The sequence below is a fragment of the Nitrospira sp. M1 genome, assembly GCF_965152605.1.
Window position 1 is genome coordinate 276546 of record NZ_OZ224217.1, and the last position, 13866, is coordinate 290411.

The following is a 13866-nucleotide window of genomic DNA, read 5'->3' on the forward strand; positions in this document are numbered from 1 at the left end:
TTGAAAAGCCATCTGACAAATGAATAAAACGCCACTCTATGAAGCCCATCAGGGGCATGGTGCCAAGCTTGTGGATTTTGCAGGCTGGTCGATGCCACTGCAGTATTCTGGTGTCATCGATGAATATCATGCAGTCCGGCAACACGCTGGTTTGTTCGATGTGAGTCACATGGGTCGTCTTATGTTTTCAGGGAAGGGGGCTCTCGATTTTTTGCAATGGGTTACCACGAACGATGTTGCCAAATTATCGTTGGGGCAGGCGCAGTATTCGATGGTGTGCAATCCTGAAGGCGGGATTAAGGACGATGTCTTTGTGTATCGTACCGGCTTAGACGACTATCTTCTGTGCGTAAATGCCTCAAACCGAGAGAAAATCAGTCTATGGCTATCTGAGCAACAAGTTAAACGGCCGAATGGTTTTACGCTTGAAGATGTTTCAACTCAGATGGCGCAACTCGCTCTTCAAGGTCCCTTGTCTAAAAACATCTTATGCGAAATCCTGAAAGATTCTTCACTTGATGAACTCAAGCCGCGTTGGTGTCTGAATACAACGGTATCAGGTGACCATGTTCTTATTACACGAACAGGCTATACCGGAGAACTGGGGTACGAGCTCTATCTCTCGGCTGAACGCGTGCCTGAGCTGTGGCAACGCCTAATCGAGGCTGGAACGCCGCATGGCTTAAAACCTGCCGGCCTGGGAGCACGTGACCTGCTGCGTCTTGATATGGGGTATTTTCTTTATGGGAATGATCTTACCGAAGAAACCACACCAGTCGAAGCTGGAGCAGAATGGGTTGTGGGATTTCAAAAGCCGGAGTTCATTGGGTCTGCAGTTCTGAAAAAACAAAAGCAGGATGGACCTAAGCGACGGCTTGTGGCTTTCGAGTTGCTCCAAAAGGCCGTTCCCCGACATGACATGGCGATTTATTCAAAAGACGAACAGGTTGGACAAGTTAGTAGTGGGAATTTATCGCCTATTCTCCAAAAGGGCATAGGCTTGGGCTATGTAGCGCCACAATATTCAAGCGAAGGGACATCGCTTGAGATTCAAGTACGTGGCAAGAAAGTGCCAGCTGTCGTGGTGAAACCTCCATTCTATAGACGAAAAACCTCGTCTTAACCTTTCTTTCCATCTTTCCTTTACTTTATGAACGTCAAACACATCTATTCCGGCAAATTTCTCACGTACAACATTGATACCGTGACGCTCCCCAATGGAGCCACGGCTGAATTGGAAATGATTCGGCACCCCGGCGCGTCTGCCATTGTGCCGGTGAAGGACGACGGAACGGTCATCTTGATTCGTCAATTCCGTCATGCGGCGGGTGGGTTTATCTATGAAATTCCAGCGGGAAAGTTGAATCCTGGCGAAGATCCACGTGATTGCGCGGGTCGTGAATTAGAAGAAGAAATTGGGTATCGAGCTGAGAACCTAGAATTGCTTACGAGTCTCTTTACCGCACCAGGATTCACCGATGAGGTGATCCATGTATACAAAGGAACCGGGTTGGTGAAAGGTCAACAGCATCTTGATACGGACGAAGTGCTGGAGATTCTCGAATGGCCGCTTGAACAAGCCATTGCCGAAATCAAAAAAGGCACGATTCGTGATGCGAAAACGATGGTGGGGCTGCAGATGGTGTATTTGCAAATGAAGGGTTGAGAAGTGTCAGGTATTAAAGTTGATTAGGAACCAATAATTTCATTCAATCCTTCGATGACCAGCGTAAGTTCTTCTTGACTCAATTTCCCAAGTCGTTGCCCAATACGTTCTATTGCCAGGGTTCGAATTTGACTGATCTTCACCCATGATTTCTTAGGAAGTCCCTTCGATTCAATTTCAAGAGTGAGTGGGAAGGCAGCCCGCTGTGGTTGGCTTGTGAGGGCCACTGCTATCACCGTACCGGAGCGTTCATTAAAAACGTCATGGCTCAAGATGAGAACCGGACGACGCCCCGCTTGTTCATTGCCACGAACAGGGTTGAGCTCTGCCCACCGAATTTCTCCCCTTAGTATTCTGGCCACTCTGAAGTGTCCTCAGATAAGCCTTCCTCAGCCAACGATTTTTCAAACCTTGGGTCAAGCTTAGCGCATTCCTGAGCCAATCGGCTTCGTTCCAACCTTGCAAGTTTTTCGTCTACGGCCTCCTGAATGGCCTGGCTCCTGTTAGGAAAGGAGGCCTTATCAACGAGTTGATCCAAGCGTTTCAACGTCGACTCATCAAGAGATATGGCAATTTTCGATCTGGGCATCTGTCTCCTTTAAGTATGACAATACGTCATACCATTGAATTCGTCAAGTTTGAAAGGAAATGCTGCGGCGGTGTTAGATTTCGTAGACGGCATCATTCATAGGGCTGACCACAAAAAATTTATCCCAGACGACAGGCTTCTTAATGTACTTTCGAACTTCTTCTTGCTTGGTTCCATAGCCAATGCGATCGATGAATATGAGTCACCATGTCGAATATTTTCGCCTGACTCGCTCAATTTTCTAAGGGTTCTCGTCAATGTATGCTTCCATGTTTCGTATGATTTCTGAGACGACGTAACCCTGAGGTATCCTTGTCAGTGGGCTGACCTATACAGAATACTGTGTCTTCAGTTTTGGTTTCCCAGCGTTAGATGGAGCTGAAAGCCCTTTGCTATTGGTAGATGTAGTGGATACTCACTAGGGCCGACTAGAAACTCATCCAGAGCACTACTAATGCTAGCTCGAATCGACCTCCATCGCGGGCAAGATTGTTTCAAGCATAGGGTCACAAATTTTAACGTCAAATTCTCGCACCAAACATTTTTGAGTTCTGTCTTATAGGGTAGGGTTATACACCTTCCCCCACTTGTCCAAGCTTTGCACGGAAATCCCTAATCGCCTTACGACATCGCTCACGGCGTATCCTCGCTCGATGACCTGCTTGACCACTTCTTTTTTCAATTCATCTGCATGTCGCCTCTTGGACATGACCGGCCTTCCCTTCCATGCTTTACATTCAAGTATAGGACTGTCATCTGGTTTGGCGGAAGTTCAGGATGATGTTCTCCGAGTCGAATTGAATGTTTGAATCGGATGCTGCTGAATTGTTTCCTAGTCATAATAAAAGGTGACCTTGTTATCGAATAGGATACATCACTGTATCTTTTTATATGTCGCAACCGGATCTGATGCACTATAGCGAAGCCAAATACCTTCCAACCGAATTTACATCATGTACACAGCGCAAAACACACGTCGTACAGATGGAAGGAAATTGGAACGGCTATAGTTGTATTTGTAGAAGAAGCTATTCGCGGCATCGATTATGTGTCATATGACCTAGGAAATTATTTTGTCACATGATTTGAACGTTGGCATCAGGCTTGCTTTCTGAAAGTGATAAATCAGCCGACTACAAAAAAGTGAATCAATGATCGCATGATGAGCTGAGAAAACTCATGGGACAACCCCTCATGACATTGCCGAAAACATGTTTTGTAATTATGCCGTTTGGGAAGAAACTTGACGTAAATAAGAAAGAAGTGAATTTTGACGAAGTTTATTTACGAATCTTTAAGGAGGCCATTGAAGAACTCGGTCTTCAGTGTATTCGATGTGATGAAATAGAAAAAGCGGGTTCTATTCATGGAGACATGTTTGAATATATTTTGGAGTCAGGTGTTGTCCTCGTTGACATTACCACTCTCAACGCCAACGTGTTTTATGAATTAGGAATTCGGCACACCCTAAAAAATGCTGTCACCGTATTGGTTCGCCAAAAAGGAACACATGCACCTTTTAACATCAAAGGATTGCGAGTGATCAGTTACGACCCCGATGATCTCAAAAATATTCAAGTCACAAGAAAGTCCATACAATCGTTTATTGACAATGGGATGAAATCGAACCATACAGACAGCCCGGTGCATAAAGTTCTGAATATCCGGATAAGCACAGATCCAAAGCCAATTCACAAATGTGAGGTGTATGAATATCCATTGCGAGCGATTTCCCAAAAACGTCTTGGTCTCATTACAGGGGATATTCAAAACATTAGAGGAATCGATGGGTGGGTCAATTCGGAAAATACGAATATGCAGATGGCTCGATTTTTTGATCGATCCATTTCTAGTGTGATCAGGTACTTGGGAGCAAAAAAACATCAAACTGGTCATGTAGTGGAAGATACGATCGCGGATGAATTATCAAGGATCATGGAGCACTATACGCATGTTCCACCCACAACGGTTATTGCAACGGAAGCTGGAGAACTCGAGGCGACGCATGGTGTAAAGAAAGTCTTTCACGTCGCTTCAGTCGAAGGAGTTCTTGGGCAGGGATATTGTCCCATTCGAAATGTTGAGGCTTGTGTGACGACAGTACTGCAAAAAGCCAACAGTACAGAATATTCGAGCTTGAACCTGCGATCCCTCTTGTTTCCGATTATTGGTGCAGGAACAGGGATGGGTAATTTGTCAAATACCGCTGAAAGGCTCTTTCATGCTGCGATCGCTTATCTCGAGTCTCATCCAAGCTGTGCGATTGATCGAGTGTACTTTTTGACGTGGAGTAAAAATGAACTTGAAGTCTGCCAAAAGGTCTTGATGAGTGTGGAGCAGGTCATGCACGAAGAACAGATTGCGACATTTGACTCTTTGAAAACAAATGGAACCTTGGCTCCCCTACGGAGCGAGAAAGTTCGTAAGAAAATTTCGTTAACACGAAAGAAGTCAGCCAAAGTATAACCTGAAATGTCTGTTAATTTTTGACCTAGACAGAATTGTTAGAAATTTCAATAGAGCATATGCGAGCCATTGAGAGTGCGGATGTTGGTTTATCAGCAGAGATGTCTACGGTCTCTCAATTATGAGTGTGCAATTTGACTAACAAACAGTAAGAGTTAAAGGAATGGCCAGCGGGCAGTTGCTAGAGAGTAGAGTGAAAGGTGTCCAGTCATGAATGGCAATGGATCTCAGGGACAGAGAGAACTGGTTAAGCAAGTCAAAGATGGAAATTGCATTCTTTTTCTTGGTGCAGGTGTTCACGCTCCCCCAAGTGATTCACGCTATTCGTATCCAGAATCTGAACGAGTTCCGCTTGGCGGAACACTCGCAAGTGAGCTGGCGGAAGAATTTGAGTTTAAGACTGAATTTCCTGACGACTCCCCTCATGATCTCCAGCGAGTATCACTGTTTATCGAACAAAAAGCAGGTCGTAAGGTACTCGTTGATTCTGTGAAAACACGGTTGAGAGATGGGAAAAGACCTTCACCTGCTTTACGAATGTTAGCGGAACTGCCCTTTAAGATTATCATGACCACTAACTTCGATTCTTTTATGGAATCTTCTCTTCGAAAGGTGGAGGTCAATGGACAAGAGAAAAGTCCAAACGTTCTTGTCTATGATTGCGACGGGGATAAGCCCACAGAGGATCCCAATGACGATCCTTCGGTGGTGCGCCCAATCCTATTTAAGATGCATGGTGATTTAGAAAAAGAGGAATCTCTTGTATTGACTGATGAGAACTATATCCATTTCATTCAACGAATGTCGGATAAGGATTCCATTCATCCCCTGCCTGAAACGATAAAGTATCGGCTTCGAAAATGGCCAACCCTGTTTATTGGGTATAGCCTCAAGGATTACAACCTACGGCTCCTCTTTAAAACCCTACGATGGCGGCTGGACTCATCAAAGTTTCCTAATTCGTTCTCTGTTGATCGAAGCCCAGACCCACTTCTGCTCAATGTTTGGCAGAATGAGCGGCGAATTATATCGTTTATTTCTGAAGATTTATGGGATTTTGTTCCTTGGTTATACAAGGAAGTAACAGGAAACGAGTTTACATCATGAGCGATCAAACGCTCGACACCGCTTTAACCTTTCCGGAAAATCCCTTCCCCGGAATTGCACCATTTAGCTACGCAAGTCGGCATGTCTTTTTTTCGAGAGAAGACGAGTCAAAAAAACTTATTCGCCTCATCGTTATGTACCGTGCGGTATTGTTGTATTCGGCATCGGGTACAGGGAAATCCTCCTTGATCAATGCAGGGTTGATCCCCCGTGCCATCGAAGAAGGATTCCAACCGGAACGCGTTCGGGTGCAACCAAGATTCAACGAAGAAATTGTCATTTCGCGGATCGCTATAGAAGAAGAGGGGCGACCGCCGTTTCGTCCTTCCATATTTACCACAGAAGAGTTTCCGAAGGTTGTGTTGTCTGTTGATGACTTTGTCAAGACGCTTCTTCAGGAATCTTCACACACTCCACCACTTATCATCTTTGACCAGTTCGAAGAATGGTCCACTCTGTTCAAAAAACACTCAACTGACAAAGAAGTGGGTCAGGCCACTGCTCCCTACGCGAGAGTACTCATGGCCATCGGGACACTTCTGAACAATCGGGAATGTCCATTTAAGTTACTTTTTGCTTTTAGAGAGGACTATCTTGCCCAATTGACACCGCTCTTGAAGCAATGTCCTGATCTCCCAGACCATTACCTGCGGTTGGAACATTTAAAGAGTTCACAGATTTATCAAGCAATACGGGGGCCGTTTGAACTGAAAGGTCGTCCTTATCGAGCGGAATTCAGCCAATCCCTGGCTAAAAAAATTCAGTCACAATTTCAGGAACGGAGTGAAGGAGGGGATGTTCGCCTTCCAGAAGTACAAATAGTGTGTAGTAATTTATATGAGAAAGGAAAAACTTGTAATGATTTTGAACAAATCTTTCAAGAAGAAGGCGAAGTTAAAGGAATATTAGAACAGCATTTAGAGCAGGCGTTGGCGTCACTGGAAATCCATCAACAGACACCAGCGGTCTACCTTCTTATGGATTTACTGACGCCGGATGGGACGCGAAACGTTGTTGAACATGAAACCTTGTTGAAACACGTTGATAGCGACCTGGAAAACGGGCCTAAGGCAATTTCACGTGAATTGCTTGAGTTAACATTGAAAAGTCTCGATCATGATCTGAAATTGATTAGAAGAGAAGTTCGTGGCGAGAAACAATTCTGGGAAATCTCAAGCGAATTTTTAGTTCCCTGGATAAGGCGAAAGGATCAAGAACGACGAGAACGGATAGAGAAAAAGAAGCTAGATCAAGCTGAAGAAGATGCGAAGAAAGAAGGTGATCGGGCAGAGTTACTGCGACAGCACAAGAAAATGGCGATAGTGGCTGCCGTGGGAATGCTTGCTCTTTTTCTTGCGGCTTGCGTGATGTTCGTCATAGCCTTGAATGCAAAGCAGAAAGCAATTGAAGCAAAGCAAGAGGCTATCGTCAGTGATGTGGTGGCAGAAACGAGGGTGAATATCGATGTTGATCCGGAGCTAAGTATCTTGCTTGCCCAGGAAGCAGTTAAGCTCACAGAGCTAAGAGAACCATACGACATAATCAAGAGAAAAGCGAGCGATGCGTTGCGTCTAGCGATACAGTCTTCACAAGTCCGTTACACGCTTCCTAAGGCGGATGAGTGGATGCTTACTGTCGCTTGGGGTCGAGATGAAAAGGGGAAGTTATTGGCCACTGGCAGTTACGACAATTCTGTGAATGTCTGGGAGATTGTCTCGGAGACACCGGCATTAGAGTTAAAGCGGATAGCTACCTTTGCCCATACTGATAGGGTTAACGCCGTCGCATTTAGTCCAGATGGACATTGGTTGGCAATCGCTTGCGGTGATGGGGAGGCCAAGGTGTGGAAACTTGCTTCGAAAGACCTGAGATATACCACAGGACAGGGAGAAGATGGCCATAAAAATAGTGTGACTGACGTCGAATTTAACGCAGATGGCAGTCTATTGGCCACCGCTAGTAAAGATAACACTGTGAAAGTCTGGGAGTTTGACGCGGAGGTACCAAAGTCACAGTTAGAACAATTAGAGCTGAAGTATTCCTTTGATGATGAAGAGTATGACGGTCATACTGATAGGGTTAATGCGGTCGCGTTTAGTCCGACCACCGACAAGAAGTGGTTGGCTACTGCCAGTCACGATGCAACGATAAAGGTGTGGGACGTTGAGTCAGGAAGCCTCTTGCACACACTTAAGGATCCTGATAGTTCTTCCATGAACTGGATATACGATGTTGCCTTTAAGGAGGATAGTTCTCGACTCGCAACGGCAGGGAAGGACGGGATGATCAGCATATGGAAAGAGGGTTTGGAGGGAAATTTCACACTTCTTAGAAAGCTTGCCGGCCATCGCGGTCGAGTCTATAGCGTGGATTTTGGTCCTGATGAACGCCTTATAAGCGGAAGCTTTGATGGAACTGCGAAATTATGGGATACAGAATCCTGTACTCTACTTGGCACATTTTCCGGGCACCTTGATCGAGTGCGGGGGGTAGCTTTCTCTCCGGACGGAACACATGTTTCGACGGCAAGTTGGGACAACTCGGCCAAAATCTGGTCCACGCGATTTAATGAAGATCTATTGACGATTGATGGTCACGTCGACGAAGTCAATAGGGTTATATTTAGTCCTAATGAGAAGTATATGGCTACAGCTAGTACGGATACGACTGCAAAAGTGTGGGAAGTGGAATCGGGAAACGTGAAATATACTCTTGATGAAGGTGATAATGACGGTCAGACACATACGAAATCGGTCAATGCGCTCGCGTTTAGTCCAGATGGCCGGTTATTGGCTACGGGCAGTAGTGATGCGACTGCGAAAGTCTGGGATATGTCTTCGGGAGAACGGACAATTAGTGTGAGTCATGAGGTTACAGACGGTACTGGATCAGTAAACATGCTGGCATTTAGTTCAGATGGAAATTATTTGGCTACTGCAAGCAGTGATGCGACGGCGAAAATCTGGGAGGTCAGCTCGGGAGATATGACGGTTGAATGTGTAGGCGAGCATGATAAAAGACTAAATGCAGTTGCTTTTAGTCCTGATGGCAAGTTTCTTGTGACTGGAGGAAAAGATGATAAAGCGGTCATATGGAAATGGGATACGTCTTCATGTCATAAACACAAATTATTTGAACATAATACTGATATCAATGCTGTAACATTCAGTCCTGTTCAGCATGGTCTTTATGTGGCCATAGCCAGTGACGACGGCACAACTTTAATCTGGGATGCTGAGACTGAAAATACAATGCCGCTCGATGACAAGCAGGACTTTGAAGTTAGAGATGTTGTTTTCAATGGTGACGGTTCTCGTCTAGCAACGGCAATGAGCAATGGAGAAGCGAAGGTATGGGAACGAGACATTAAAAGTGAAGGTTATGACTTAAATAAGAAAAGTTATAAATTATTAGGCACTTTCACTGGCCATGCTGATCGCATCACAAGCCTAGCATTTAGCCCTGATAGTCATGTATTGGCTACAGCGAGTTTGGATCATACTGTCCGCTTAATTACGCTTGACTCGAACAGGTTAAAGGAGCTGGCGAATGCTCGCAAGACACGCTCAAAGTTAACGGAAAAGGAGTGTGGAAAATACAAAACCATTCTTTTTGATCACTGTGAACCAATACTACTCGTTGCCCGTGGGGACGACATGGCCAAAGCAGGCCATGTTACGGCAGCAATTGAAATATATAGAGCAGCGCAAGCACTCGATGACAGTTTGCAGTTCAATCATGAAAAGCGTGCAAAGAAAATAGCTAAGATCGGTGAGCTTGAAAAAAAGAGGAGCCTCTCGAAAGCTGGATATGTAAACACGACAAAAGTCAGCCATCAAAATACAAATGACTTGATTCCAACCTTAGATAGAGAAGAGGTGCAAAACAAAACGGGCAACTTCAAGAAAGCTGCTTAGGTAAGCCTCTTAGCTAAACGTTGTGCCACGCGGGTCATGGCGGTGGAGCGATCGGCGGGATCAAGAAATACATTTAAGATGTAGATGTTTTTTTCATCGCCCATCGCACGATTCAAGCCTTTGACTAACTCATCGTAGGTACGGATGAGCAGTCCAATTCCCCCTCCGATCAGGTCGCAAATTTTTTCATAATGCCATTCTTGCAGATCATTGAAGGGACCTTCGAGAATTTCTCGTTCGGTGGTGTACCCATGGTTATTGAGTACGATGACGATGGGAGCTTGTCCGTGACGAAGGCATGTGCTCAACTCTGTTCCGGTCATTTGAAAGGCGCCGTCTCCGACAAGGACGACGATTCGTTTCGAGGGATCGGCAAAGCCAGCGCCTAATGCCGCAGGCATGCTGAACCCCATGGAGGTGTAATAGGCCGGAGAAAGAAATTCAGCACTTTGATGGACGTGAAGATCGGCAGAGGCAAAGAGCGATTCTCCCACATCGGCGATTACCAAGTGGTTTTCTGTTAATTGACTATCGATATGCCCAAAAAGGCTGTGGAGGGTGACTGGTGTTGAAGAAGATGGCTCTTCAAAGAGGCGCGGGTCCTGTTTAGGTAATGGTCGTGTTGGGAATGAAGGTAAGGGGGCAGAAGACAGTGCTCGCACAAAGTCTTCAAATCGGACATCGTCATAGCGATGATGTTTGATGGTAATGGCATCAGCAGTTGCATTAATTGTTCTGCCCGAGGCTAACAACTTTGTATGTACCTTGATATCGTCAATATCTGTCAGAACCGTGCCCATTGTCAGAAGGCAGTCTGCCTCATCGACAAACGCCAGCACGTCCTCTCGACCTACCAGTTCCCCATAGACTCCAATATACAACGGGTGATCTTCTTGAATAACCGATTTACCCAAGAGTGTTGTGGCGATTGGCACATGCATGCGTTCAACTAATTGACGTAGATCTTCCTGGAGTCCAAATCGATAGATTTCTGCACCAGCTAACAGAACTGGACGTTCTGAGTCGGCTAATATTTCCTGGACTTCGCCCACGGCTTCCTTCAGTGCGACCGGATCGCTTGAACATTCTGTTTCTTTAGGAGCCGTGCTTGATTGGATATCGACAGGCGTCAGTACCATATCACGAGGAATTTCCAAATAAATCGGTCGTTTATAGCGTCGTAAGGCCGCGAGGGCTCGATCAATATCCTGTTCTGCCATTGCGGGGTCATCAAGAATCACTGAAGCGACCGTGACTTTGTCAAATACTTCACGTTGAGTGGTGTGGTCCCGAACCATATGATGGAGGAAGGGATTTTGAATGCGTTCCGCCTTTCCGGGAGATCCTGAAAGCACCACGACCGGTGAACGCTCGGCGTAGGCACAGGCCGTGGCATTCACAATATTTAACCCCCCCACACAATAGGTGACGCAGACCCCACCAATCCCATGAATCCTGGCATAGGCGTCGGCAGCAAACCCCGCACAATCTTCACGAGTGGTCCCGATATGCTGAACTGGCGATTCTTCGATCAACTTATAGAGGGTCAACACATAATCGCCTGGAATGCCAAAGATATGATGCAGGCCAAGGTTGTGCAGCCGTTTGAGCAGGAGCGAGCCGATCGTTTCAGACATGGGCTTGTTTCCTTTGTTAACCATTTACTTAATTATACCGAAAAAGACTACTACGAGGAAAAAATCGTCTATTCTGGTGGCGTTCTTCAAATTGCGATATCAAGGACGATGGGACTTTTTGCATTCTCGGCCCATACGATGCGCTAATATGATCGATGAGGAGAAGTCTGGATGACAGTCGATTCCGTGATGATTACAAAGGTTGTTACTGTGGATATGGATGACAGCCTTGAGTATGTGCGGTCCATTTTTCTGAAAGCCAGGTTTCATCATCTCTTAGTCTGTAGTGACAACCAATTGGAAGGGGTGATTACTGAAAAAGATCTTTGGCAAGCCCTGAGTCCCTACGTTGGAACGTTGTCCGAGACCGACCGTGATTTAGCGACCTTACAGAAGCGTGCGCATCAGGTCATGCGAAGACATCATCCAACGGTGTCACATGAAACAACGATTGAAGACGCGGCGCATCTCCTGCTCGATAAAGATATTTCTTGTCTGCCAGTCGTGACGCAAAGTGGAATGATCGAAGGCATTGTTACCTGGAAAGATATCTTTCGAGCCTTTCTTCAGCAGTCATCGCATTAAGCAATTATCTACACAGAGTTCCATTTCTTGTCGGAGTAACTGTGAGAGTGCGTATCACTTCTCATACGTTGTATATCCAAAGTCATACGTCTTCCTATTCATGCCTGCCTGCCATGTTTGTTGCGAATCCGCTTCACGAACGTAACCTGTTCATCTTTCATTGATAGTAGAGCGCATCGACTTCTTCGGAAACCCATCATTCAAATTGGTGCGGACTTTGCTCAATATCTCCATCGTGATGCAAGAAAGATTGAGGGAGGCAAGCGTCTCTACCTAAGGACAAATAGGGGTCGGTAGTTCTTCAAGTGATCGTCTTTATTGTTCAATCGAATGCTCAAGGAGGGGTGGCGTATGGCATGGGAATTCATCGGAGCTGGGTTGTATCTGTTGGGTGTCTTGACGGTGTTTGTGATGACTCTGACAAGGTCTCAATGTCCAATCTCGAATGAAGATACCAAAGATCCTGAGTCAAAATCGAAAGAAGTTGATTACAAAAAAGCGGCATAAGGGAAGAGAATTGGACTTTTTCGTACTCGAAGACGCGTAATTCTTGTGAACCATCTATTTGAAACAACTGAGATGTGTTATGTGGAATACTTTTTGCTCAACTACATGTTTGTGATGTATGAATTGTCAAATCCTGGGCTGGGTAGAATCATTCGGAACTGCAGTGACGGTTCCTGGTGCATCTGTTCGGAAACGGATGGAATGAACTATCCAGCAGGCCAGGGTTTCGTTTCAGGATGTTTTCAGATGCCCACTCAAGCATATTTTGAATGATATCTTTTGCGCCATCATTCGCGCCGACTTACCTGGGTCTGAGAAGGACAAACATCCAAATTAGGAAAACTTTCACAACTGAATACCACGAACGAATAGGAACGGAAAACCTTTAACAGGCTACACATTCACGTCACATGGTGGGTCTATCATCCACGCTCAACACTTACCTCTCGAATCAGAGGGACAAAGAAGGAGCCTGACGCATGAACTGGAAGGCATATATTTACACCGTAGGTAGAAAAATACGACGATACCGACGACAAAGATTTTTAGCATTTCATGTCCATGATTAAAGGATTGATTTTTTCACACTGTCTTTCTTACGCTCACAAGTGGTAGGAAGATGGGACCCTATATATAACGGTACTGCATAGAGGGAGTGTCTTTATGTCTGTACCAGACCATTCTCACCCAACGTTGTTCTCATAGAACGGCCCTCCATCTGTCGCACTTAATTCCTCCATACTCTTCGAGCCTTTTTGATTCTAATAGTTTTGGTGAGCTTCATTTCGGTTCATTCCCTTCTTTTCACCAGGATCAGGATGTTATCTCTATAGAAGGGTATTCGGAAAAACACCTAGTTTTCTGGTATAATCTCATTTATGAGCGTTCCAATAGATCGTTCAAATTATAAAGTTCGAAAGATGAGTCTTGGAGAAGAAGGACGAAATTCCGATTTCGCCAACCTGACTCCGAGTGAGCGTGTTGCACTTGTTTGGCCATTAACCGTCCAAGCATGGGCGTTTAAGAATGGAACGTGGGATGAACCGCGACTTCGTCGAGATGTTGTTCGCATTCAACGAAACTGGTGCTGATTTTATGATCGTCGGAGCGCATGCGGTGGCCGCTCACGGCGAGCCTCGTGCCACGGGTGATTTGGACATCTGGGTGCGGTCTACGGCAGATAATGCCGATCGGGTTTTCAACGCTCTGAAGCAATTTGGTGCACCCCTGGCCAATCTCTACGAAAGATCTTTCCCAGCCAAATATTGTATTTCAAATTGGGGTTGCTCCTTCGCGAATTGATGTGCTCACTTCGATTACTGGTGTGGTCTTCGATGAGGCGTGGAAACGCAAAATTCCAATCACAATTGAAGACCTCACAGTCTTTTGTAT

The 13866-nt window shown here is 45.6% G+C and carries 11 protein-coding genes and 1 pseudogene; 8 read left to right on the top strand and 4 right to left on the bottom strand.

The genetic code is table 11. The annotated features are described in order from the left end of the window. The first annotated feature begins 19 nt into the window (after positions 1-19). Both gcvT and ACWHX8_RS01325 read left to right on the top strand, forming a co-directional pair. Positions 20-1123 carry a glycine cleavage system aminomethyltransferase GcvT gene (gene gcvT / locus ACWHX8_RS01320; RefSeq protein WP_447970171.1) on the top strand — a complete coding sequence of 368 codons (1104 nt, stop codon included), beginning with the start codon at positions 20-22 and terminating at the stop codon, positions 1121-1123. 27 nt (positions 1124-1150) lie between these two features. Further along, a complete protein-coding gene (locus ACWHX8_RS01325; RefSeq protein ID WP_447970172.1) occupies positions 1151-1666 on the top strand; it encodes an NUDIX hydrolase in 516 nt (171 codons plus the stop codon). Between the two features lie 23 nt (positions 1667-1689). Here the strand turns inward: ACWHX8_RS01325 and ACWHX8_RS01330 are convergent, their stop codons facing one another. The 3 genes and pseudogenes from ACWHX8_RS01330 to ACWHX8_RS01340 form a co-directional block, all read right to left on the bottom strand. Next, positions 1690-2028 (bottom strand): type II toxin-antitoxin system PemK/MazF family toxin, encoded by a 339-nt coding sequence (locus tag ACWHX8_RS01330; RefSeq protein ID WP_447970173.1) that lies wholly within the window; start codon positions 2026-2028, stop codon positions 1690-1692. Beyond that, complete coding sequence (locus tag ACWHX8_RS01335; protein WP_447970174.1) at positions 2013-2255, bottom strand: CopG family ribbon-helix-helix protein; 243 nt, start codon at positions 2253-2255, stop codon at positions 2013-2015. Before ACWHX8_RS01335 ends, ACWHX8_RS01330 begins: the two co-directional genes overlap by 16 nt. Positions 2256-2838: 583 nt before the next feature. After that, positions 2839-2964 (bottom strand): annotated as a pseudogene (locus tag ACWHX8_RS01340) (transposase); the annotation flags it as partial. Between the two features lie 470 nt (positions 2965-3434). On the opposite strand from ACWHX8_RS01340, the gene ACWHX8_RS01345 reads away from it, so the two are divergent. The 3 genes from ACWHX8_RS01345 to ACWHX8_RS01355 all read left to right on the top strand — a co-directional run bounded on the left by ACWHX8_RS01345 (position 3435) and on the right by ACWHX8_RS01355 (position 9745). Next, a complete protein-coding gene (locus ACWHX8_RS01345) occupies positions 3435-4721 on the top strand; it encodes a macro domain-containing protein (protein WP_447970175.1) in 1287 nt (428 codons plus the stop codon). Positions 4722-4931: 210 nt separating this feature from the next. Next, positions 4932-5828 (top strand): SIR2 family NAD-dependent protein deacylase, encoded by an 897-nt coding sequence (locus ACWHX8_RS01350; protein ID WP_447970176.1) that lies wholly within the window; start codon positions 4932-4934, stop codon positions 5826-5828. After that, positions 5825-9745 carry an nSTAND1 domain-containing NTPase gene (locus ACWHX8_RS01355; RefSeq protein ID WP_447970177.1) on the top strand — a complete coding sequence of 1307 codons (3921 nt, stop codon included), beginning with the start codon at positions 5825-5827 and terminating at the stop codon, positions 9743-9745. Before ACWHX8_RS01350 ends, ACWHX8_RS01355 begins: the two co-directional genes overlap by 4 nt. Here the strand turns inward: ACWHX8_RS01355 and ACWHX8_RS01360 are convergent. Beyond that, entirely contained in the window at positions 9742-11382 is a 1641-nt protein-coding gene (locus tag ACWHX8_RS01360) for an alpha-keto acid decarboxylase family protein (protein ID WP_447970178.1), read from the bottom strand. The genes ACWHX8_RS01355 and ACWHX8_RS01360 overlap by 4 nt on opposite strands. Positions 11383-11553: 171 nt before the next feature. Here ACWHX8_RS01360 and ACWHX8_RS01365 point away from each other — a divergent pair, with 171 nt between their 5' ends. From ACWHX8_RS01365 to ACWHX8_RS01375, 3 genes are all read left to right on the top strand, one after another. Further along, positions 11554-11967 carry a CBS domain-containing protein gene (locus ACWHX8_RS01365; RefSeq protein ID WP_447970179.1) on the top strand — a complete coding sequence of 138 codons (414 nt, stop codon included), beginning with the start codon at positions 11554-11556 and terminating at the stop codon, positions 11965-11967. Positions 11968-12318: 351 nt separating this feature from the next. Then, positions 12319-12474, top strand: a complete 156-nt coding sequence (locus ACWHX8_RS01370) for a hypothetical protein (RefSeq protein WP_447970180.1) — start codon at positions 12319-12321, stop codon at positions 12472-12474. 1038 nt (positions 12475-13512) lie between these two features. Continuing rightward, complete coding sequence (locus tag ACWHX8_RS01375; RefSeq protein WP_447970181.1) at positions 13513-13776, top strand: hypothetical protein; 264 nt, start codon at positions 13513-13515, stop codon at positions 13774-13776. Positions 13777-13866: the final 90 nt, after the last annotated feature.

Coding starts and splice junctions, on each gene's coding strand:
- ACWHX8_RS01350 (WP_447970176.1), top strand. CDS start 4,932: ATGAATGGCAATGGATCTCAGGGACAGAGAGAACTGGTTAAGCAAGTC.
- ACWHX8_RS01375 (WP_447970181.1), top strand. CDS start 13,513: ATGAACCGCGACTTCGTCGAGATGTTGTTCGCATTCAACGAAACTGGT.
- ACWHX8_RS01335 (WP_447970174.1), bottom strand. CDS start 2,255: ATGCCCAGATCGAAAATTGCCATATCTCTTGATGAGTCGACGTTGAAA.
- ACWHX8_RS01365 (WP_447970179.1), top strand. CDS start 11,554: ATGACAGTCGATTCCGTGATGATTACAAAGGTTGTTACTGTGGATATG.
- ACWHX8_RS01370 (WP_447970180.1), top strand. CDS start 12,319: ATGGCATGGGAATTCATCGGAGCTGGGTTGTATCTGTTGGGTGTCTTG.
- gcvT (WP_447970171.1), top strand. CDS start 20: ATGAATAAAACGCCACTCTATGAAGCCCATCAGGGGCATGGTGCCAAG.
- ACWHX8_RS01325 (WP_447970172.1), top strand. CDS start 1,151: ATGAACGTCAAACACATCTATTCCGGCAAATTTCTCACGTACAACATT.
- ACWHX8_RS01355 (WP_447970177.1), top strand. CDS start 5,825: ATGAGCGATCAAACGCTCGACACCGCTTTAACCTTTCCGGAAAATCCC.
- ACWHX8_RS01345 (WP_447970175.1), top strand. CDS start 3,435: ATGGGACAACCCCTCATGACATTGCCGAAAACATGTTTTGTAATTATG.
- ACWHX8_RS01360 (WP_447970178.1), bottom strand. CDS start 11,382: ATGTCTGAAACGATCGGCTCGCTCCTGCTCAAACGGCTGCACAACCTT.